The organism is Mesorhizobium sp. M8A.F.Ca.ET.207.01.1.1 (assembly GCF_004794715.1).
In the GTDB taxonomy this organism is placed as follows: Bacteria; Pseudomonadota; Alphaproteobacteria; order Rhizobiales; family Rhizobiaceae; genus Mesorhizobium.
On sequence record NZ_SRUS01000005.1, the window covers coordinates 308,374 to 329,072 of the forward strand.

Genomic DNA, 20,699 nt, shown 5'->3' on the forward strand with positions numbered 1-20,699 from the left:
GCAGGCGCCTCACCCTCGCCTGCGGGCCTTGCCGCGGGTCTTCAGATCGCCAGATGCGTCTCGGGATCGAAGAAATGGAGCTTGGCGTCATCCAGGGCCAAGCGGATTTCCGCGCCGGCGCGGACCGTGCTGGCCGGTTCGAATCTCGCCACCGCGTTCGACGCCAGGCCGAAATCCTGCACCGCGTCCGGGTCGCCGGAGTCCACCCGGACCGCATCGATGTTGAGATGGACGATGTGTTCGGATCCGAGTTCCTCGATCGAGGTCACCTTTGCCGGTATCGTCTGATACTTGCGGCCCGATTCGAGGTTGCTGTCATAGAGATCCTCGGGTCGGATCCCGAACACGACCTTGCGTCCCGCATAGGACCTCAAGCCCGGCCTGCGGACGAAGGCCGTATCCTGCAAACGGATGGCCAAGGCGCCGGACGTCAGTTCGTCGCCCCTCAGGCTCGCCTCGAAAAGGTTCATCGAAGGAGACCCAATGAAGCCGGCAACGAAAGCGTTCACCGGCGATTCATAGAGTCTCTTGGGGGTGTCAACCTGCTGCAGCACGCCGCCTTTCAACACCGCGACCCTGTCCCCCATCGTCATCGCTTCGGTCTGGTCGTGGGTCACGTATATGGTCGTTACGCCGAGCTGCTTTTGCAGGCTGGTGATTTCGGCGCGCATTTGCACGCGCAGTTTCGCGTCCAGATTGGAAAGGGGTTCGTCCATGAGAAAGGCGGCCGGCTCGCGCACCATGGCGCGGCCCATCGCAACCCGTTGACGCTGTCCGCCCGAAAGGTTCGCGGGTTTGCTGTCCAGCAGAGACGTCAGCTGAAGGGTTTTGGCGATCTCGTCGACGCGCTTCTTGCGCTCGGCCTTTGGCTTGCCGGCCAGCCGCATCGAAAAGGCGAAGTTTTCGAACACCGTCATATGCGGGTAGAGCGCGTAGCTCTGGAAGACCATCGCGATGTCGCGGTCCTTGGGCGGCATGTCGACGACGTCGATACCGCCGATCCGAAGGCTGCCGCTGGTGACGTCCTCCAATCCCGCGATCATCCGCAACGCGGTGGATTTGCCGCAACCGGACGGCCCGACGAGTATCAGGAACTCGCCGTCCTCGACCGACAGATTCAGCTGGTCGATCGCGTGAAAATTGTTCCCGTAGGTCTTGCAGATATTCTCAAGAACGACTTCTGCCATCTTCCTCCCTCCACAAGTCCAAGCCACTGATTTTTATGATTATCCTCGGCTTGTGTTCACCTGCGAGATATTTCCTCGGATAGTTCGGGCTCTGTTGCGGTATCGAGCCGCGCATGCTTCAGTTCGACTGCCGACGGCGCGTTCGTCGATGCCAGGAGTTCCTTGACCTGGTCGTCGGTCGGAAGCGCTTCGCGCCCGCCCCGCCCCGTTATCGAAAGAGCCGCAGCAGCGGCCGCGAATGCGACCCGGCCCGCGGTGTCGGCGACGCGCGTCAATGCAAGGGCGTAGGCGCCATGAAAGCAGTCGCCGGCGCCGGTCGAGTCGACGACTTCAACCCGGTGCGGAGGCAGGTGCCACAGCCCGGCTTCGTCGCGTCCGCGATAGTAGACGCCCCTGCCGCCATCCGTCAGAACCACGGCGGACCGCGACGGCAACCACAATGCATCGAGTATCTCGGCCGGCGATCGGCGGCCCGTGGCGGTCCGCGCAAAGCCGAGGGGAAGAATGAGATGGTCGCAGAGCGCGATCAGCCTCTCGGTGGCTGGACCGCCGTTCCATTCGACGTCGCCGAGGATCGCAAGGCCGAGACCCTGAGCCCGCGCCACGACATCCAGCGACCCGATCGCATAACTATCGACGATCAGGACTGTCGCGCGGCTGAGGACCTCGTCCGGAAAGTTCGGTGCGGTGCCCAGCATCGCTTCGTCGTCATAGGCGATGAACCGGTCCCCATCCGAACCGACCGTGATCCGTGAGCGCACCGGGCGCGCATCGGCGTGGCGCGGCGCGAACGCGGTTTCAACGCCGCTCGCAACGAGATCGCACAGCACGGCGTCGTCCACGGCACTGCCAAGCCATCCGATGAATCCGGCGCTTCCGCCGAGCCGCGCGACGGCGGCAAGGGCCGTCGCGACATTTCCTCCGAAAGCCCGGGCACTTTGCAGAACCTTCCCCTTGCCCGCCGACAACGGCTGATCGACATAGACGATGTCGTCGATCGAGATCGCTCCGAAGCCGAGGATTGCAGGGACGGTGGGCATGGTTCAGGCGCCCGCCTTCGCCAGGGCGTCCTGCGCCGAAAGGCCGTCATGGATGACGCTCCGGAAGGCAATGGCCGCCTTCTGCGGATCGCCATGCCCCCAGAGATTGCGGCCCACCACGGCACCGCGCGCGCCGGCACGGATGGCGTCCGCCGTCTGCTGAAGGGCGCCGAGCAGCGTATCGGTCTTCGGGCCGCCGGCGATGACAACCGGCACCGGGCAGGTCCGGACGGTCTCTCGAAACGACTCGAAATCGCCCGTGTAACCGATCTTGATCACGTCGACGCCGGACTCGTAGCCGATGCGCGCCGCATAGGCGATCTCGTCGGGGGTGAAGACGATCTTTGCCCCGTCGGTGAAATCGCGAGGGTAGATATGCGCCACAACAGGCATGCCATAACGGGCCGCCGCGTTCACCGAATCTGTCAGCCAGCGAATGTACTTGCCCTCGGTCGCGCCGCGCACCGGAATGGCAACGGCCAGCGCGTCGGCGCCAGCCCGCACCGCGTCCTCGGGCGTCGCAATCAGTTCGCTGATGCGATCGTCCGGGGTGAAGCAGCCGGCTTGGATGACCAGGGAAGCCTTGCCTGCGTATTGCGGCCACAGATGGCGCGCGGTGCCGGGCTGGATGCTGACGTAGTCGGGCTTACCTTCCATGACGCGAGCGAGCGCGCCCGGCAGGTCGGCAAGGCCGCCTTTGCGCACGTCGCCATAGCCGACGAAGTGGTCGACCGCGCCGCCAAAAAGGTTCCCCGATGGATGTGAGAAGAGGCGCGCAAGGCGCACCTTGGTTCCGAGACTCATGACTGCAAAATTCTCCAATCGGTTGATTTCAAAATCCCAAACGCAGTGTTTGCGAAAGAAATCACAAAATCAATCTTTCGAAAGCTTTCGAATTTGCGTATTTTGGGTGTGACGAACCGAGGCCATGGCGATCGCCTGGCGCGTGGAGGCAAGGACGGGGCAATGTTGTCAGAGCAGAGACGCCAAGCGATCCTGGGCGAGGTGCAACGCAGCGGACAGGTTCGCATCAAGGACCTGTCCGACGATTTCGGCGTGTCGGAAGTCACGGTGCGCTCCGACCTCGAGATACTGGACCGCAAGGGACTGCTGACCAAGACCCGTGGCGGTGCGGTGACCCGGACCACGGATTCGACCACGGCCGCGTTCGCGCGGCGCATGCAAACCAACATCGAGGCAAAGAAACGCATCGCCCGGGCGGCGGTGGAACTGTTCGAGGACAACCAGTCGGTCATCTTCGACGGCGGCTCGACATTGATGCAGGTTGCCATGCAGTTACCGCCGCTCAGCAATGTCGTGGTCGCGGCCACGGCGATGAATATCGTGCAGCATCTGATGCATCGGCCCGGGCTCGACGTTCACATGATCGGTGGCCGGGTCTATCCAGACACGGTGAGCACGCTGATCACCGATGCCGACACGGCTCTCGGCGGCTTGGTGGCGCATCAGGTCTTTGTCGGAGCGCATGCGATCGACTCCTCACTGGATGTGGTCGACGTGAATGAAGACATGGCGCGAACGAAGCGAAACCTCGTGCGCATGGCCCGGCGCGTGGTTCTGCTTGCGGATTCGAGCAAATGGGGCGTCAGCGGAACCTCCAAGGCTTTTTCGCTGTCGGGTGTCGATGTGGTGATCACCGACGATGGCCTGTCCGGCCCGATACGCAGCCAGCTCGATAGGACCGTGGCCAAGGTGATCTATGCCTGAAGCCGTCGCGATCCACGGCCGCGTGGCCGGGATTCAATGCGCGTCTGACGCACGAGATTCGGGTCGGCGCCTGGCCGATTTTTGCCTGTCATCTTCTCCTCCCAAGCGCCGGCAGCCTCCCGATATCGCGCCAGCATTTCCGCATGTTCTATAAAAATTTTACGCGCGTCAATATTTAAAACGTTGTATAGCGCTTTCTCGGCACGACGCGTTGCCGGCGCAGCGGATCCGGCAGAGCATGAGGCACAGGGAGGACCGATCTAAAATGCAGGCAAGCTCACAGGCCAAACTCGGAATCGGTGTCATCGGATGCGGCAACATATCGATGACCTATTTGCGCAATGCCGCCCTCTTCGGGGGTATCGAGCTGCGCGCCTGCGCCGATATTTCGGCCGACATGGCGGCGTTGCGGGCCAAGGAATATGGCATCCGGGCGCTCGGTGTCGATGCGCTGCTGGCCGACCCCGAGATCGACCTGATCCTCAACCTGACCATTCCGGCGGCGCATTTCGATATTTCGTTTTCGGCGCTCTCGGCAGGGAAACACGTCTTCACCGAAAAGCCGCTGGCGACGTCGGCCAGCGACGGCCGCCGCCTGGTGGCGGAGGCGGCCAAACGCGGCCTGCTGCTCGGCTCGGCCCCGGACACCTTCCTGGGTGCTGCCGGGCGCCGTGCGCGCCGGCTGATGAACGAGGGCGCCATTGGCCGCCCTGTCACCGGCACCGCCTTCATGATGGGGCGCGGCATGGAGCACTGGCATCCCAATCCGCAATTCTACTACCAGCCTGGCGGCGGCCCGGTGTTCGACATGGGGCCCTACTACCTGACCATGCTGGTCAACCTGCTCGGTCCGGTAGCGCGCGTTATGGCGATGGCGACGAAGGGCCAGGAGGAACGTTTGATATCGGCCGAAGGGCCGTTCAAGAACACGACGTTCAAGGTGGGCACCCCGACCAATGTGCTGTCGCTGCTCGAATTCCGCTCCGGCGCCACCGTCACCTTCGGCGCATCGTGGGACGTCTTCAGGCATTCCAACCATCCGATCGAACTGCACGGCACGGAAGGCTCGCTGCGCCTGCCCGACCCGGACACGTTCGGCGGCACCGTCTCGCTGTCCGAACGCGGCGCGGAGTGGAAGGATTTCGCCAGCGAAGGCGAACTCTACGGCGCCCGCAACTGGCCTTACGCAGCGCCCGACCGCGCCAATTACCGCATGCTCGGCGTCGCCGATCTCGCACGTTCGCTGCAGACGGGAGCAGCGCCGCGCGCGTCCGGCAATCTGGCGCTGCATGTGCTGGAGATCATGGAAGCGATCCTGCGGTCGGGCGAGACGAAAAGCTCGGTCGCCATTGCCGGTGACGTCGTCCAGCCGGCCCTGCTCGGCGAAGACGAGGCGCGCGACCTGCTCGCCTGACCTCCAATGGAGATCACGATGACACTTGATCCGGATGCACAGCGTGCCCTCGAAATCGGCCGGGCCGCCGGCGGCGAGCCGTTCGAGAATGGCAGCGTGGCGGCGGCGCGGGCAGCTTATATCGCTTCGTTCCCAACCCAGCAGGGCGACCGCGAGCCGGTCGCGGCAACCGAGCAACGGCAGATCGACGGGCCGAACGGCCCGGTGACGATCCGCATCCATCGCGGTATCGGCGCGGCGCGGATGGGGGCGCGCGCCCTGCTCTATCTGCATGGCGGCGGCTGGGTCATCGGCAATCTCGATTCGCATGACGAGATCTGCCGCTGGCTGGCCAATCTCGGCAACGCGGTCGTCATCTGTCCCGACTACCGGCTGGCGCCGGAGCACAAGTTTCCCGCCGGGCTCGAGGACTGCGCGGCAGCGCTGCGCTTCATGGCTGGGAATGCCGGAGACCTCGGCATCGATCCAATCCGCATTGCCGTCGCCGGCGACAGTGCCGGCGGCAACCTTGCCGCCGTTCTGGCGCTGCTTGCCCGCGACGGACTGGCGCCGCCGCTTGCCGCCCAGATTCTGATCTATCCCAACACCGATGCCCGCCAGACGGCGGACAGCTACCGGCGTTTCGGCGACGGCTTCGGGCTCACCGCCGCCACCATGGCCTGGTTCCGCGACCGCTATGTGCGAACGCCTGACGACATCGCGGACTGGCGTGTTTCGCCGCTTCTGGCCTCCAGCCTTGCCGGCGCACCGTCGGCCTTCGTCGCGATTGCCGGCCACGACATCCTTGCCGACGAAGGCACGGCCCATGCCGAGCGCCTGCGCGCCGACGGAGTGCCGCTGGTGTTGCGGCACTGGCCGGGCCAGATCCATGGCTTCGTCTCCATGGGCCGCCACATCCTGGCCGCGCGGCAAGCGGTGAGCGAGGCGGCGGCCTGGCTCCACGCCCAGACGCGGGCTCAGGCCGACTGACGCATCACCAGCGTCGCGCCGAGCTTGACGTTGCGCGCCATGTCGTGGCCGGGCGGATCGGCCTCGTCCAGCAACGCCAGCAGGATCTCGACGCTGCGGCCGGCCATGGCGGCAAAGTCCTGCGCCATGGTGGTCAGCGCGGGACAGGTGTAGCGGCTCAGCGGATGATCATCGTGGGCGGCGACGCGAAAATCGCAATCGGCGCGGCGGCCGATCTTCAGCCCGCGCGAAAAGGCGGCCGACATGACGCCGAAGGCGAGACGGTCATTGGCGCAGAGCAGCGTGCGGGCCGGCAGGCCGCCTTTCTCGAGCGTCCTGTCCATCCATTCGTGACCGATGCGCTCGAAGTCCCAGCTGTAGTCGCCCGCCGCCTTGAGAACGGTGGGCTCCAGGCCTGCGGCGTGCATCGTGTCGACATAGCTCTGCAGACGTTCGCCCGAATTGTGGTTGACATGCGGAATGTCGACATAGACCGGCGGTTCGCCGGACCGGCAGAGATAATCGACGATCGTCGAGGTGCTCTGGTGGTTGTCATTGCCGACGAACGGCGTGTCGCCTTCGATGTAAGTGTCGAAATAGACGATCGGGATGTCCTCGCTCATCCGCTCGAAGACGCCAGGTTCGGAGACCCGTCCCAAAGGAGCGACGATGGCGCCGGCAACCTTCAGCGACATCAGCGTCCTGACCGATTCCGCCTCCAGCTTCGGCGAACCGTGCGAGGAAATGACGATCGGCCAAAACCCTTCGTCGCGGCAGCGCAGTTCGATGCGGCTGACCATCTCGGCGTAGAACGGATCGGTGATCGTCGGCACGACGATGCCGACATTGCGGGTGCGCTTGCGGTTGAGATTGCGTGCAAAAACATTCGGCTGATAGTCCGAGGAACGAAGTGCGGCCTCGATGCGCGCCCGTGTCGCCGGCTTCACGCTGGCCGGATCGTCGAAATACTTCGACAGGGTCGGCCGCGACACGCCGGACGCCCTGGCGAAATCATCCATCGTCCGGTGGGTCTTCTCCGCCATCTATATTTAGCCCTTTACCTCAAAGCCGCCCTTCGCGCTCCGGCCAGAATCAGCCTTGCGACCGTCGCGATGAGGCAGCATTGCTTGACCGAACTTATTCAGTCAAATTTCCACGTTTCCAGTACAACGCAAAAGTATTGCGCACGTCAAATTATTTATTGACGCTCTGAAAACAACAACTTAGGTTTTGAACTCGCACGGACATGGGGGGAGCGTACGGCAACCAGAGTCCGGCAGATGGTGAGGACATGAAGAAACTGGTTTGCGCCGGCGAGATCCTGGTCGAGATCATGGCCGAGCGGATCGGCCAGAGTTTTCGCGCCGCCGGCCCGCTGGTCGGCCCGTTTCCGTCAGGCGCTCCCGCCATCTTCATCGACCAGGCGGCGCGGCTCGGTCAGCCGGCGGGGCTGATCGCGGCAGTGGGCGACGACGATTTCGGCCATTTGAACATAGAGCGCTTGCGCGCCGACGGCGCCGACATCTCGGCCATCACCGTCCATCGGGGTGCCGCGACCGGAACCGCCTTCGTCACCTATGAGACCGATGGCAGCCGGCACTTCGTCTACAACATCAAACAGAGTGCCGCCGGACTGATCGAGATCGGTGCGGAAGCGCGCGCGCTGCTCTCTGGCGCCGACCATTTTCACGTCATGGGAACATCGCTGTTCTCGCCCGAGGTGATCGAGGTTGTCCGCGACGGGATCGAAGCCGTCAAGACGCGCGGCGGCACGGTCTCCTTCGACCCCAACATTCGCAAGGAGATGCTCGATCTGCCGGGCATGCGCGACGCCTTGCATTTCGTGCTGTCCAAGACCGATGTCTTCCTGCCGAGCGGGCCGGAACTTTTCACCTTCACCGAGGCAACCGACGAGGAGAGCGCGGCTAGCGAAATGCTGGACCGCGGCATCTCCGCCGTGGTCGTCAAGAAGGGCGCGCAGGGCGCCGTTCACTACGACCGGTCGGGGCGCATCGCTTCACCCGGCTTCGTCGTCGAGGAAATCGACCCGACTGGCGCCGGAGACTGTTTTGCGGCGGCCTTCGTCTCCTTCTGGCTGCGTGGAGAAGCGCCTTGGAGGGCGCTCGAGATCGCCAATGGCTGCGGCGCGCTGGCGGTGACGAAGAAGGGCCCGATGGAAGGCATCGCCTCGCTGGCCACTGTCGAGGCGTTCGTCGCGACCGCCAGGACCGGAGCACCGGCATGAGCCAGGCGACCGACAGGCTGGCCGCCATAGCAAAGCGTCGTGCGGCCGGCGAGCGCGCCGGCATTGCCTCGATCTGCTCGGCCCATCCGTTGGTCATCGAAGCGGCGCTGCGCCACGGCAAGGCGCGCGGCGCCGATGTGCTGATCGAGGCCACCTGCAACCAGGTCAACCACGAAGGCGGCTATACCGGCATGACGCCGGGCGATTTCCGCCGCTTCGTCGAGACGATCGCCGGCAAGGCCGGGTTTCCCCTGGACAGGCTTGTGCTCGGTGGCGACCATCTCGGCCCCAATCCCTGGAAGCACCTGCCGGCGCCCGAGGCGATGGAAAAGGCAGCGCGCATGGTGGACGCCTATGCCCAGGCCGGCTTCACCAAGATCCACCTGGACGCCAGCATGGGCTGTGCCGGCGAAGGTGCCGCACCACCCGACGCGACGATCGCCGCGCGCGCCGCCGAACTGGCCGAGGTGGCGGAGGCCGCGGTTGAACGAACAGCCGGCGCCAAGCCTGTCTATGTGATCGGCACGGAAGTGCCGGTGCCGGGCGGTGCCCTGGAAGCGATGGACCATCTGGCTGTGACGACACCGGAAGCGGCTGGCGAGACGGTGCGCATCCACCAGCAGGCCTTCCACCAGCGTGGCCTCGACCATGCCTTCTCGCGGGCGATTGGCGTCGTCGTCCAGCCCGGCGTCGAATTCGGCAATGCCGAGGTCATCACCTACCGGCCCGAACGCGCCCAGGCGCTGGCCGGCACGCCGCGGGACCTGCCGCAATTCGTATTCGAGGCGCATTCGACCGACTACCAGCCTATCGCGGCGCTGAGCGCCTTAGTCGACGATGGCTTCGCCATCCTGAAAGTCGGGCCCTGGCTGACCTTCGCGTTGCGCGAAGCGCTTTATGGTTTGAGCCATATCGCCGACATTCTTGCACCCGATCCATCCCGGGAAAGCCTGCCGGCGGCGATGGAGCGCGCCATGCTGGCGGCGCCGGGCCACTGGAAGAATTACTATCACGGCTCGGAGGCCGAACAGCGCATCGAACGCCATTTCTCCTACAGCGACCGCATCCGCTATTATTGGCCGGTGCCGACGGCGCGGCAGGCCGTGAACGCGCTGATGCAGGCGCTGGGCGAGCGCGACATTCCCTCCCCGCTGATCAGCCAGTATCTCGGCCGCCTCGACGGCAGGGTGGCGAGCGGATCCGTGGCGCCAAAAGCCAGGGAGCTCCTGATCGCCGGCGTGACCGACATTCTCGATGTCTACGCCAGAGCAACCGGCTGATCCAGGCTACGGTCCCGGCACGAGGACCAGCGCCCCGGTGGTGCGGCGCGCCTCCAGATCGCGATGAGCGTCGGCGGCGTTGGCAAGGTCGTAGCGGGTCGGCGCGTCGACCCTGACCACGCCCTGGCGGAGCGCCTGGAAGAACCTGACGACATGCGGGGCGAGTTTCTCCGGCGTATCGGTAAAATGGGCATAGTTGGGCCGCGAAATGGTCAGCGACTTCGACGCGAAGCGGCCGATATCCCAATTGCCGACCGGCCCCGAGGCCTGGCCGAAGCTGACGAGATGGCCGCGCACCGCAAGGGCGGCGAGGGAGCCGGCGAAGGTGTCGTTGCCGACCGCGTCATAGGCGACATCGGCACCCCTGCCCGCCGTCAACCGCATGACGGCATCGGCGAAGTTCTCGCGGGAATAGACGATCACATGGTGCGCGCCGAGACGCTCGACAATGCGGGCCTTGTCGTCGCTCGACACCGTAGCGATCACCGTCGCGCCGAGATGACGCGCCCACTGCACCAGCAACTGACCGACGCCGCCGGCCGCCGCATGGATGAGCACGATTTCGCCCGGCTTCACGGCATGAACATCGTGCAGAAGGAAGCTCGCGCTGACGCCCTTGAGCAGGCCGGCGGCGGCGGTCTCGTCCGAAATATCGTCGGAAAGACGAACCAGCAGTTCGGGCGCCATGTTGCGCCGCTCGCTGTAAGCGCCGACCGGCGGACAGGCATAGGCGACGCGGTCGCCGATTGAGAAACCCGATACCGCCGGACCAACCGCCTCGATGATGCCGGCGGCTTCCATGCCCGGCACGCCGGGTGGCCGCAGCAGGTCGAAGAAACCGGTGCGACAGTAGACGTCGATGAAATTGACACCAATCACCGTGTGACGGATCCGCACCTCGCCCGGCGCGGGCGGAGGCAAGGCGATGTCCCTGAGCTGCAACTCCTCCGGTCCGCCGTAGCGTTCGACGACGATCGCGTGGGTCGTTTCGGCGGCAGCCCTTGAAGCAACGAGCGGCACGCTTGCGGATGAGGTCGGCGCGACGATCGCTGGCGATGATCGCGCCTCCACCGGCGCGCCGGCGTTGCGCCGCCGCAGAAGAGCGCGCACGGCGGCGAAGCCGGCCTGATAAATGCCTTCGGTGACCAGCTTTACCAGCTCGTCGCGGCGATGCGCCGGCGGGTTGAACTCGGAGCGCCATTCCCAGAAGGTGGCGTCGCCGTCGGTCACCGGCTTCAGCCGCAGCGAGGCGACATAGCCCATCAGCGGCAGCGGCGCTTCGAGCAGGCAGTAACTCAGCCGCCGGTCCTTGTCGGACAGCGCCAGCAATTGCTCGCGCAATTCGCCGCCGTCGTTCAGCCTGAAATGGCGCACCGAGCCGACGGCATCGACCGGCTCGCTGCCTTCGATCTCGCTGAAGGCGATCGCCGGGTGCCAGCGATCATGGCCGTTGAAATCGCGCAGGATCGCCCAGACCTCGTCGATCGGTGCATCGATGATCGTGCTCTGGCAAACCCTGACCATCGGCCGGCGTCAGCGCCCGAACCGGTGCTTTAACGCGGTGAACGCGGTCTGGAACACGCCATTGCCGATCTGTTGCATGAGTGCCGCCTCGCGATCGTCGGCGCAGTCGAACTCCGCCTGCCATTCGGCGAGCGTCAGATTGCCGTCGGTGACCGGCGTCAACGATAGCGTGGCGACATAGTTCTCCACCGCCATCGGGCTTTCCAGAATCGCATAGCTGCAGGACAGGTCGTAATCCGACAGCGCCAGCAGCCTTTCACGGATGCGACCGCCGTCCTTGAGCGTGAAATTCCTGATGCAGCCGATCTGGTCGGCCTGCGCATTCTGTTCGATGCGGCTTTCGGCGACGAACGGCGCCCAGCCTGCCAGACCGTTGAAATTGCGCACGATCTTCCAGACCTCCGCCGCCGGTGCGGGAATGACCGAAGAGACATAGACCTTGGTCATGCTTGCTGGCCGAGAGTGGAACGATGGAGGCCGAGCTTGGGTGTGCCCTCCCTGTTGATGTCAGCGCCGACCCTCATTGTCCTGCCGGACATTTCTCCCCGTATAGTGACGGGGCGAAAGAGGCTGGCCGCTACCTCGGCGCCCACCTTGCAACGCTGGCTGCTGGCGAAACCGTCGATGACGGCGCCCCTCTCCCCGTCACTATACGGGGAGAGGATGCCGGCAGGCAGGTGAGGGGCAGCGCAGACGTTCCCGTCAATGATCGCGGTCGTCATCGTCGTCCTTGGCGGCCTTGCCCTTGCCCTTCTTGTCGCGGGTCAGGCTGGAAATATCCTTGGCGTCGCGCAGCACGTCGGTCATGCGGCCGAGCGAGCCGCCCTCGATGCCGATCTCCTTCATCAGATTGTCGATCATCGGCGCCTGCACGCGATAGCGCAGCGCGGAGTCGATGACCTCGTCGGTGACGTTGCGGTTGCCGCCCTGCCCGCCATTGATGCCATCGACATGCAGGATCTTGATGCCGTCGATCTTCTCCATCGGCTTGACGCTTTCGCGGATGATGCCTTCCATGTGGTCGAGCAGCTTGCCGCGCAGGCGGCCGGCGCGTGCCTCGCTGGACAACAGGTTCTCGGCCTCGTTGAGCTGGCGGTTGCCGGCGGCATCGACTTCGTAACGCTGTGCCGCGGCAAGGGCATGGATCTTCTCCGCTTCGGCCGATGCCAGCGCCGCGATCTTCTGCGCTTCCGCCAGACTCTTGGCCGCCTTCATCTCGGCGTCGGCAGCGGATGTGACGCGCAGCGCCTCGCGCTCGGCCTCGCGCTGCGCGCCGATCAGGTCGGTCAGCTTGCGGCGCTCGGCGATTTCGCGTTCGCGGGCAGTGAAGGCCTGTTCCTCGGCCTGGATGGCCTTGGCGCGCACGGCTTCGGACGCCGCGATCGCGGAAGAACGCTCCTGTGTCTTCTTGGCGATGTCGATCGCCTTCTGGATTTCGGCGATTTCGATCTTCTGGTCGCGGTCGACGCCAAGCTGGCGGATGTCGCGTTCCTTGATCAGCCGCGCTTCCTCGATGCCGCGCTCGGTGGTGATGCGGGCCCGTTCGACCTCCTCGCCGGCCGAAATCTCGGCCTCCTCGAAGGCCTGCCGCTTGGCGATCTGAAGCGCTTCGAGATGCCGCTCCCTGGCGATCCGCACCTCATCGACCGCACGCTCTTGCGCGATGCGCGCGGTCTCGGTCGCCTGGTTCTCGGAAATTTCGGCGCGGCGCTTCTCAGCTTCCGCCTTCGTCACCTCGAGCGCCTTTTCGGCGAGTGCGATCTGCCGCTCCAGTTCGGCCACTTCGAGCAGTTTCTTGCGCTGGATTTCGAGTTCGCGCTGCGTGCCTTCGCGTTCGATGCGGGCTTTCTCGAGCGACAGTTCGAGCGCGATCTGCTCGCGCTCGGTCAGCTCGCGCATCTTCATCTCGGTTTCGTCGAGCGAACGACGGCGCGCGATCTCGCGGCGCTGCGTGTCCTCCTCGCTCTTGATGCGCTCCTCGGTGATGTTGCGCTCCTGGTTGAGCCGCGATTTCTCGACCGCCTCGCGCGAGGAAAGCTGCGCCTGTTCGGACTCCTGGTCGCGCAATGCGCGCTCTATGGCGAGTTCGGAACGCTGCGCGGCGCGGCGGATCTCGACCTCGCGCTCCTGTTCGAGGCGCGCATATTCGGTGTCGCGGTCGATCTCCAGCACCTTGCGCTGGGTGTCGAGGTTCTGGTTGCGGATATCGACCAGCGTGCGTTGCTCGATCTCGTTGCGCATGCGGCGCCGGGTCTCGATCGATTCGGTCAGTTGCGTCAGGCCCTCGGCGTCGAAGGCGTTGGACGGGTCGAAATATTCAAGACTGGTCTGGTCGAGATCGACGATGGCGACGCTTTCGAGCTCGAGCCCGTTGGCGGCGAGCGACTCCTCCGCCAACCGGCGCACCTTGGCCGCGTAGTCGCCGCGCAGTTCATGCATTTCTTCCAGCGTCATCTGGGCGGCGACGGTGCGCAGCGCGCCGGCGAATTTGCCTTCCAGCAATTCGCGCAGGCTGTCGGGCTGCAGCGTGCGGCGGCCGAGCGTCTGCGCGGCGGCGGCCACCAGTTCGCGATGCGCGCCGACGCGGACGAAGAACTCAGCGATCAGGTCGACGCGCATGCGGTTGCGGGTGATCAGCGCCAGCGCGTCCTCGCGGCGCACCTCGATGCGCAGCACGTTCATGTTGACCGGGGTGATCTCATGCAGCACCGGAATGACGAAAGCGCCGCCATTCACGACCACCTTCTCGCCCATGAAGCCGGTGCGCACGAACGCCGTCTCCTTCGTCGAGCGGCGATAGAGCCAGCGCAAGATGTAGACGGCGATCACGACGACGATCGCCGCAATGATCAGCCACAACAGGAAAGCGCCAAAGGCCTGCGCGTCCATGATCTATCCTCCCCAAGACAATGCGGTCGGCGCGAGGCGACCGGCGGTATTTTCAAACATCCACCCGTATGGTGGCGAAGTCCAATTCTTCATGCCCGCCTCTGCAGCTTCGGCGTGATGGCGTGGAACGCGGAAATCACCGCGTCGACAAAGGTAGGGTCATTGATGTTGGCCCGCACCCGCTCGACGTTACGCTGCGGTGTCTTGCGAACGGTCCTCTCGATCGCTTCGAACAAAGCGTTGTCAGCCTCGGGATCATGAAAGGGCTGGCCGGGCGCATCGAGCATGGAAACGCCGCCCTCGGGCAGCAAGAACCGCACCGGGCCGTTCATGGCGTTGAGCCGCGCGCCGATCCATTCGCCGAAGGCGCGGTTCTCGTCGCGCGTCGTGCGCATCAGTGTGACGTTAGGATTGTGGATGACGAATTTGCGGCTGCGGAATTTCTCCGGCACGCTGTCGCGCGGGCCGAAATTGACCATGTCGAGCGCGCCGGTCGAGCCGACATAGGGCAGTCCGGTGCGGATCGCCGCGCCAAAACGATCCTGCGTCGCCGGAAAGACGCCGCCGACAATCACGTCGGCCACTTCCGTCGTGGTGAGATCCAAGAATGCCGACAGCAGCCGGGAATCGCCGAGGTTTTCCATCGCCCGCCCGCCAATGCCGGTGGCATGGAAGACGAGGCAGTCATAGTCGGCTTCGAGGCGTTTCGTGACGGCTTGCACCAAAGGTGTGGTGACGCCGAACATGGTGATGCCGACGGCCGGCCGCGCCAGCTTGCGCTTGGCTTCCCAGGCCTCGGCATTGGGCAATTGCGCGACCATGCCGGCCATGGCGTGCGCGGCATTGGAGAGCACCTGTTCGGTAATCGAGTTCAGCCCTTGCACATCGGCCACGGAATGGAACATCATGATGTCGGCGCCGCCGACATATTGGGCGACATCGCCGGCCGCCACCGTCGACACCATCAGCTTGGGAATGCCGACAGGCAGCACGCGCATGCCTGCGGTGGCCAGCGTGGTGCCGCCGGAGCCGCCGGCGGAAATCACGCCGCCGATGCGCGGCTCGCGCTCGATCCAGCGCGCGAAGGCTTCAGCCATGGCGCTTACCGAACCGCCGCGGTCATTGGTGAAGACGGCCGAGGATCCGCGCGCATGCATGCCGGCGACCTGCATGGCCGGAACGTCGGCGCTGGTCGGCTTTCCCGATGTCGACAAGTCGACGGTGCGGACTGGCAGGCCCAGCGCCTTCAGCCGGTCGGCCATGAAGCGCAATTCCTTGCCCTTGGTATCGAAGGTGCCGACAACCAGCACGGTCCTGCCGATGCGCTCGGCAAAGGGGATGGCGAAGATTTTTTTCGGATCGTCCTGCGGGGCGGTTTTGTCGACCGCCGCCTGGCGCAATTCGGTGACCGGGACGTTCCAGCGGTTGGGCAGTTCGACGACCGGTCGGTAGACGCCGTCTTGAGGCATTGGCTCGCCCGATGCGGTGCCGGTACGGTCGACGCGATAGACTTCCGCCAGTTGCTCCCTGGCCTGCGCGGCTTCGGCCAGCGTGACGGGCGCTTCCTCGGCGTGGCGGCCGACGCCAAGCAGCCGCTGCTGCAGTTCGCGGTCGGCGGCCAGCGCCTTGGCGTCCATCAGCCGGTTGATGCGGCCGTTGACCATGATGGCGACCTGGTTCGACACCGAGGTCGCCACGCCGATGTTCTGCTCGATGACCAGCACCGCCATCTCGCCCTCGGCGGCGAGATCGACCAGCATTTTTTCGACCTGGTCAACGATGACCGGCGCCAGCCCTTCGGTCGGCTCGTCCATCACCAACAGCTTGGGATCGCTGAGCAGCGCACGCGAAATCGCCAGCATCTGCTGCTCGCCGCCCGAAAGCTGCGAGCCGCCATTTGTCCAGCGTTCGGCCAGACGCGGAAAGGTCTGGTAGACCCGTTCGACCGTCCAGGAGGCGTCGCGCCTGTTGCCGGCCGCGAGGCGCAGATGCTCGTCGACCGTCAGGCTCGGCCAGACGCGGCGCCCTTGCGGCACATAGCCGACGCCTAGACGGTGAATCTCGTGCGGCTCAAGCGAGGTGATTTCGCGGCCTTCGAGGCGGATCGAACCGGACTTCGCGCGCTTCAGGCCGACAATGGTGTTGCAGAGCGTCGACTTGCCCATGCCGTTGCGGCCGACCACCGACAGCACGCCGCTTTCCAGCGTCAGCGAAACGCCCTGCAAGGCATGGCTTTCGCCATAAAAGACCTGGAGGTCTTCTATGCGCAGCATTGCCTTGGCGGTCTTCCCGGCACGCTCAGCCATGCTTGCCCCCGAGATAGATCTCCTGGACTTCCGGGTCGGCTTCGATCTCCTGCGGCGTGCCTTCCTTGAACAGGCGGCCATTGTGCATCATCGAGACATATTCCGAGACGCGCAGCGCGACGTCGAGATCGTGCTCGATGATGATGTAGCCGATATGCCTGGGCAGTGCGTTGAGGATGGCGACGAGGTCGCGGCGCTCGGTCGGCGACAGGCCAGCCGCCGGCTCGTCGAAGAGGATGAAGCGCGGCGCACCAGCCAGCGCCAGGGCGATCTCCAGCTGGCGCTGCTGGCCATGGCTCAGCGTCGCCACCAGCGTGTCGCGATAGGTTTCCAGATGCACGGCGTTGAGGATCGATTCCGCCTGCACCATGTTGACGTCCGACGCAGCCGGCCGCAGCAGCGAGAAGCGCCGCCTCGAGACGCCGCGACAGGCAAGGAAGATGGAATCGAGAACCGACAGGCCCTTGAACAATTGCGATATCTGATAGGTGCGCCGCAGGCCGCGCCGGATGCGCTCATGCGGCGGCAGGTCGGTGATGTCCTCGCCGAAGAAGCGTATGCGCCCTGACGTCGGCATGAAGTCGCCGGTCACGGCGTTGAACAGCGTGGTCTTGCCGGCGCCGTTGGAGCCGAGGACCGCGCGCCGTTCTCCGGCCGCGATCCTTATGGTGATGCCCGAAAGCGCCACCAGCGCCCCGAAATGCCGCGCCACACCATCGAGCTCCAGCGCATAGGCACCGGTGCTCTGGAGGCGGTTTGCTGCGAGGCTTTCGGTCACTGGCGGCTGCATTCGATATTGGCTGTTACGGGCAGCTCGGATTGTCGCGGTTGACCGCGCCGAGCTTCATGAACTCGTCTTCGGGAATGCCGAGCGTCTGGTTGACCTGCGGCACGACCTTGACCAGCTTGTTGAGGAGATTGCCGTCGGCACCTTCGGTGACCTCGGTCAGGAAGATGTCGGCAATCGCGTTGCGGTTCTTGTCGAGCGACACCTTGCCGGTCGGCGTGTCGAAGGAGAGCTTCGACAGCGCGTCGCGCAGCTTCTTGCCGCCGTCGGAGACATCGCCGCCGACCTGGTCGAGGCCGAGCAATGTCGCCTTCATGTCGACATAATAGCCATGGGCGAAGAGCGAGGGCGACGGAAAGGCGCCAGGCTGCTTCTTGTAGGCCTCGACGAACGCCTTCCACGCCGGCGCGTCATTGGTGTCGGCGGTCGGTCCGGCCGACGGCGTGCCCTTGAGCACGTCCTTCAGCTTGCCCTTCGAGGTCAGCACCGTCTGGTCGACGGTGATCGAACCGCCGATCAGCGGCGCGGTGCCGCCGCCCTGCTGGTACTGGGTCAGGAAGTTGACGGCGTCGGCGCCGCCGAGCGCGACATAGATCGCATCGACGTCCTCGGGAATGGCTGCGATGACCGACGAAAAATCCTTGTTGCCGATCGGCACCCACGACTTCGACGGCACATGGCCGCCGGCCTTGCAGAACTCGGCCATGAAGCCGAACACCTGCGTGTAGGGGAAGGAATAGTCCTCGGCGACGGTGGCGACCTTCTTGTAGCCCTTGTCCTTGAAGGCATAGGTGCCAAGGCCGGCCATCCACTGCGCGCCGTCGGTGGAGAAACGGAAGAAGTTTTCCGCCGGATTGCGCAAAGTGGTGTCCTGCGCGGCCGACGTACCGTTTATGAAGGTCACGTTCGGCTGCGTCTTGGCGTAGTCCTTGACGGCGATGCCTTCGTCGCCCGAAAGCGGGCCGACCAGCACCTTGACGCCGTCCTGCTCGACCAGCTTGCGCGCCGCGCGCACCGCGCTGTCGGGCGAGGCGTCGGACGAGCCCTTGACGATCTCGATCTTCTTGCCGGCGACCATGCCCTTCATCTCTTCGACCGCGGTCATGGCGCCGCGTTCGCCGTCCTCGCCAAGCACCGTGAACGGTCCCTCGAAGGTGGCGAGCAGGCCGATCTTGACGGTGTCGTCGGCGGCCAGCGCCATCGACGGCGCGGTCAGCCCGGTGAACACCGCGAGCGCCAGTAAGGTACGTCTATGCATCCTCATGTTTTTTCCTCCCGTTGATTTCGTTTTGCAGTGGTTCATTCCATCCCGGTCGCTAGGCGCCGGAACGCAAGGACTCCTGGGCAAGATGTGGCTTGATCCTCCCCCACAACCCAAGAATTCCGTCCGGTGAGACGAAGACGATCACCAGGAACACAAGGCCGATCAGCGTGTTGAACCGCTCAGCGCCGACGATGTCGATGGCGAAGGTCTGCATCAGGACGACGACGAGCGCGCCGAGGAACGGCCCGATCGGATGGCGCAGGCCGCCGATGACGGCGATGATCAGCACATCGATCGCGGCATCAACGCCGATAGTGCCGGGCGAGACGCGGCCGTTGAACCAGACCAGCAGCATGCCCGCCAGACCGGCAATGACGCCGGAGAGCAGCCAGGCGAAGACCTTGTGCGCGGTGACATGGTAGCCAAGCGCGCGCATGCGGCGCGGATTGTCGCGGATCGCCTGCAAGGTCATGCCGAAGGTCGAGCGTGATCCGTAGAGCACCGCCGCGTAGCAGAGCGCCGCCAGGCCGAGGCAAAGGTAATAGAAGGGCCTGGCGTCGCGCCAGCCGATGCCCCAGAAGGCCGGCGCGCGGATGCCGGCATAGCCGGAATGGCCGTTGAAGATGGCGTAGTTCTGCTGGGCGAAATAGTAGGTCGCGGTGGCGATCGCCAGCGTGATCATGATCGTGTAGATGCCCTCGGTGCGCACCGAGATCCAGCCGATCAGCGCCGATGCCAGCGCCGCCGCGAGCACGGCGAATGGCACCGCCAGCCACCACGGCCAGCCGAAACCGAGGATATTGGAATTGTTGTTGCCGAGGATGGCGATGGCATAGGCCGATATGCCGGCAACGGTGATCTGCGCCAAGCTGACCATGCCGCCATAACCGGCGAGCAACATAAGCGAGAGGCCCAGCATGCCGAAGATCAGCGAATAGCCGCCGATCTGGGTCAGGAAGAAGTCCGACGCCACGAGCGGGTACAGCACCAGCGCGACGCCAAGGATGATGTGGCCGGCGCCGAGCTTCTCCACCCAGCTCTGCTGCGTCGTGCCGTCCGTGGCGATGGCGAGGCTCATCGGGCCTTCCCCATGATGCCTTGCGGCCTGACCGCCAGCGTCACCACCATGATGACGAAGGTGAGCACGATGCCGTAGGTCGGGAAATAGACGAGGCCGATCTGCTCGGCGAGACCGATGAGCAGCGCGCCGATGGCCGCGCCCGTGATCGAGCCCATGCCGCCGACGATGACCACGACCAGCGACGCCAGGAGGTAGCGCACGTCCTCGCCGGGCGCGACCGACAGTGCCGACCCTCCGACGACGCCGGCAAAACCGGCAAGACCTGCGCCAACCGCGAAGACGATGGCGAACACCGCGTGCACGTTGACGCCGGAGGCCTGCAGCATGGCGCGGTCGTCGACGCCGGCGCGGATCATCATGCCGACGCGGGTCTTGTGCAGCATCAGCCAGAGGCCGACGCCGATGACGATCGCCGCCGCCAGCACGACGACGCGGTAGAGCGGATAGGTGAGGAAGACCGAGGCGCCGTTGGAACGCACCGCCGTGATGACAGGCAAGGTCAAGGCGCCGTCGAGCCATTCCGGCGTCGTGATCTGGTAAGTGCCGCCGGCCCAGACCGCCAGCATCAGGTCGGCGGCGACGATCGAAATGCCGATCGACACCAGGGTCTGCCGCAGGTCGTCGCCTTCGAGGCGACGGAACACGAAGACCTGCATGACGACGCCGACGATGGCCAGCACCGCGAAGCCGGCGGCGACGCCGAGCAGCCAGTAGCCGGTGCGGTTGGTGACCTCGTAGCCGATATAGGCGCCGAGCAGATAGAGCGAGCCATGTGCGAGATTGACGTTGCGCATCAGGCCGAAGATCAGAGTGAAGCCCGAGGCGACGAGGAAATAGAGGCCGGCCAGCGTAATGCCGTTGAGGATGGCGCTGACGAAAGCCTTCTTCGAGATCAGGATGGCGTTCAGCCAATCGGGCCAGACGGCAAAGACCAGCCATGCGATGACAGCGGCGGCGAGCAGGCCAACAAGGCCCCACGCTTGCCCGCGCGTCATGCCATCGCCCG

17 protein-coding genes are annotated in these 20,699 nt (G+C 65.0%); 5 read left to right on the forward strand and 12 right to left on the reverse strand.

Features of this window, described 5'->3' with window-relative positions; genetic code table 11:
• Nucleotides 1-41: 41 nt before the first annotated feature.
• From EN850_RS16945 to EN850_RS16955, 3 genes are read right to left on the reverse strand one after another with little or no spacing between them, the layout of a single operon-like run.
• On the reverse strand, nucleotides 42-1,187 hold the full coding sequence (locus tag EN850_RS16945; protein WP_136091812.1) for an ABC transporter ATP-binding protein: 1,146 nt from the start codon (nucleotides 1,185-1,187) through the stop codon (nucleotides 42-44).
• 56 nt (nucleotides 1,188-1,243) lie between these two features.
• Nucleotides 1,244-2,227 carry a PfkB family carbohydrate kinase gene (locus EN850_RS16950; protein ID WP_136091813.1) on the reverse strand — a complete coding sequence of 328 codons (984 nt, stop codon included), beginning with the start codon at nucleotides 2,225-2,227 and terminating at the stop codon, nucleotides 1,244-1,246.
• Between the two features lie 3 nt (nucleotides 2,228-2,230).
• The gene (locus EN850_RS16955; protein ID WP_136091814.1) at nucleotides 2,231-3,031 is read right to left on the reverse strand and encodes a class I fructose-bisphosphate aldolase; all 801 of its coding nucleotides are present in this window, start codon (nucleotides 3,029-3,031) and stop codon (nucleotides 2,231-2,233) included.
• A gap of 162 nt (nucleotides 3,032-3,193) precedes the next feature.
• Here EN850_RS16955 and EN850_RS16960 point away from each other — a divergent pair, with 162 nt between their 5' ends.
• From EN850_RS16960 to EN850_RS16970, 3 genes are all read left to right on the forward strand, one after another.
• Entirely contained in the window at nucleotides 3,194-3,955 is a 762-nt protein-coding gene (locus EN850_RS16960; protein ID WP_136091815.1) for a DeoR/GlpR family DNA-binding transcription regulator, read from the forward strand.
• Between the two features lie 265 nt (nucleotides 3,956-4,220).
• Nucleotides 4,221-5,369, forward strand: coding sequence for a Gfo/Idh/MocA family oxidoreductase (locus tag EN850_RS16965; protein ID WP_136091816.1), 1,149 nt, complete (start codon nucleotides 4,221-4,223; stop codon nucleotides 5,367-5,369).
• An 18-nt stretch (nucleotides 5,370-5,387) separates the two neighbouring features.
• Complete coding sequence (locus tag EN850_RS16970) at nucleotides 5,388-6,338, forward strand: alpha/beta hydrolase (protein ID WP_136091817.1); 951 nt, start codon at nucleotides 5,388-5,390, stop codon at nucleotides 6,336-6,338.
• On the opposite strand, the gene EN850_RS16975 is transcribed toward EN850_RS16970, so the two are convergent.
• Nucleotides 6,326-7,360 (reverse strand): LacI family DNA-binding transcriptional regulator, encoded by a 1,035-nt coding sequence (locus tag EN850_RS16975; protein ID WP_127870590.1) that lies wholly within the window; start codon nucleotides 7,358-7,360, stop codon nucleotides 6,326-6,328. The genes EN850_RS16970 and EN850_RS16975 overlap by 13 nt on opposite strands.
• 248 nt (nucleotides 7,361-7,608) lie before the next feature.
• Here EN850_RS16975 and EN850_RS16980 point away from each other — a divergent pair, with 248 nt between their 5' ends.
• Both EN850_RS16980 and EN850_RS16985 read left to right on the forward strand, forming a co-directional pair.
• A complete protein-coding gene (locus tag EN850_RS16980; RefSeq protein ID WP_135916187.1) occupies nucleotides 7,609-8,562 on the forward strand; it encodes a sugar kinase in 954 nt (317 codons plus the stop codon).
• Nucleotides 8,559-9,842: a D-tagatose-bisphosphate aldolase, class II, non-catalytic subunit gene (locus tag EN850_RS16985; protein WP_136091818.1), complete on the forward strand. Its 1,284-nt coding sequence runs from the start codon at nucleotides 8,559-8,561 to the stop codon at nucleotides 9,840-9,842. The genes EN850_RS16980 and EN850_RS16985 overlap by 4 nt, the downstream gene beginning before the upstream one ends.
• A gap of 6 nt (nucleotides 9,843-9,848) precedes the next feature.
• On the opposite strand, the gene EN850_RS16990 is transcribed toward EN850_RS16985, so the two are convergent.
• The 8 genes from EN850_RS16990 to EN850_RS17030 form a co-directional block, all read right to left on the reverse strand.
• Nucleotides 9,849-11,366, reverse strand: a complete 1,518-nt coding sequence (locus EN850_RS16990) for a zinc-binding dehydrogenase (protein ID WP_136091819.1) — start codon at nucleotides 11,364-11,366, stop codon at nucleotides 9,849-9,851.
• Nucleotides 11,367-11,375: 9 nt separating this feature from the next.
• Nucleotides 11,376-11,813, reverse strand: coding sequence for an SRPBCC family protein (locus EN850_RS16995; RefSeq protein WP_135916184.1), 438 nt, complete (start codon nucleotides 11,811-11,813; stop codon nucleotides 11,376-11,378).
• Between the two features lie 255 nt (nucleotides 11,814-12,068).
• Nucleotides 12,069-14,255 carry a flotillin family protein gene (locus EN850_RS17005; RefSeq protein WP_136091820.1) on the reverse strand — a complete coding sequence of 729 codons (2,187 nt, stop codon included), beginning with the start codon at nucleotides 14,253-14,255 and terminating at the stop codon, nucleotides 12,069-12,071.
• 89 nt (nucleotides 14,256-14,344) lie between these two features.
• Complete coding sequence (locus EN850_RS17010) at nucleotides 14,345-16,561, reverse strand: ABC transporter permease (protein WP_136091821.1); 2,217 nt, start codon at nucleotides 16,559-16,561, stop codon at nucleotides 14,345-14,347.
• Complete coding sequence (locus tag EN850_RS17015; protein WP_246689229.1) at nucleotides 16,554-17,339, reverse strand: ABC transporter ATP-binding protein; 786 nt, start codon at nucleotides 17,337-17,339, stop codon at nucleotides 16,554-16,556. The genes EN850_RS17010 and EN850_RS17015 overlap by 8 nt, the downstream gene beginning before the upstream one ends.
• A gap of 25 nt (nucleotides 17,340-17,364) precedes the next feature.
• The gene (locus EN850_RS17020; RefSeq protein ID WP_127870584.1) at nucleotides 17,365-18,612 is read right to left on the reverse strand and encodes an ABC transporter substrate-binding protein; all 1,248 of its coding nucleotides are present in this window, start codon (nucleotides 18,610-18,612) and stop codon (nucleotides 17,365-17,367) included.
• A gap of 52 nt (nucleotides 18,613-18,664) precedes the next feature.
• Nucleotides 18,665-19,690, reverse strand: a complete 1,026-nt coding sequence (locus EN850_RS17025; protein ID WP_136091823.1) for a branched-chain amino acid ABC transporter permease — start codon at nucleotides 19,688-19,690, stop codon at nucleotides 18,665-18,667.
• Nucleotides 19,687-20,688, reverse strand: coding sequence for a branched-chain amino acid ABC transporter permease (locus EN850_RS17030; protein ID WP_167531366.1), 1,002 nt, complete (start codon nucleotides 20,686-20,688; stop codon nucleotides 19,687-19,689). Before EN850_RS17030 ends, EN850_RS17025 begins: the two co-directional genes overlap by 4 nt.
• Between the last annotated feature and the right edge of the window lie 11 nt (nucleotides 20,689-20,699).

Bases quoted from the DNA above. Each gene is read 5' to 3' on its own strand.
- EN850_RS16945 (WP_136091812.1), bottom strand. From the start codon at position 1,187: ATGGCAGAAGTCGTTCTTGAGAATATCTGCAAGACCTACGGGAACAAT.
- EN850_RS16950 (WP_136091813.1), bottom strand. From the start codon at position 2,227: ATGCCCACCGTCCCTGCAATCCTCGGCTTCGGAGCGATCTCGATCGAC.
- EN850_RS16955 (WP_136091814.1), bottom strand. From the start codon at position 3,031: ATGAGTCTCGGAACCAAGGTGCGCCTTGCGCGCCTCTTCTCACATCCA.
- EN850_RS16960 (WP_136091815.1), top strand. From the start codon at position 3,194: ATGTTGTCAGAGCAGAGACGCCAAGCGATCCTGGGCGAGGTGCAACGC.
- EN850_RS16965 (WP_136091816.1), top strand. From the start codon at position 4,221: ATGCAGGCAAGCTCACAGGCCAAACTCGGAATCGGTGTCATCGGATGC.
- EN850_RS16970 (WP_136091817.1), top strand. From the start codon at position 5,388: ATGACACTTGATCCGGATGCACAGCGTGCCCTCGAAATCGGCCGGGCC.
- EN850_RS16975 (WP_127870590.1), bottom strand. From the start codon at position 7,360: ATGGCGGAGAAGACCCACCGGACGATGGATGATTTCGCCAGGGCGTCC.
- EN850_RS16980 (WP_135916187.1), top strand. From the start codon at position 7,609: ATGAAGAAACTGGTTTGCGCCGGCGAGATCCTGGTCGAGATCATGGCC.
- EN850_RS16985 (WP_136091818.1), top strand. From the start codon at position 8,559: ATGAGCCAGGCGACCGACAGGCTGGCCGCCATAGCAAAGCGTCGTGCG.
- EN850_RS16990 (WP_136091819.1), bottom strand. From the start codon at position 11,366: ATGGTCAGGGTTTGCCAGAGCACGATCATCGATGCACCGATCGACGAG.
- EN850_RS16995 (WP_135916184.1), bottom strand. From the start codon at position 11,813: ATGACCAAGGTCTATGTCTCTTCGGTCATTCCCGCACCGGCGGCGGAG.
- EN850_RS17005 (WP_136091820.1), bottom strand. From the start codon at position 14,255: ATGGACGCGCAGGCCTTTGGCGCTTTCCTGTTGTGGCTGATCATTGCG.
- EN850_RS17010 (WP_136091821.1), bottom strand. From the start codon at position 16,561: ATGGCTGAGCGTGCCGGGAAGACCGCCAAGGCAATGCTGCGCATAGAA.
- EN850_RS17020 (WP_127870584.1), bottom strand. From the start codon at position 18,612: ATGAGGATGCATAGACGTACCTTACTGGCGCTCGCGGTGTTCACCGGG.
- EN850_RS17025 (WP_136091823.1), bottom strand. From the start codon at position 19,690: ATGAGCCTCGCCATCGCCACGGACGGCACGACGCAGCAGAGCTGGGTG.
- EN850_RS17030 (WP_167531366.1), bottom strand. From the start codon at position 20,688: ATGACGCGCGGGCAAGCGTGGGGCCTTGTTGGCCTGCTCGCCGCCGCT.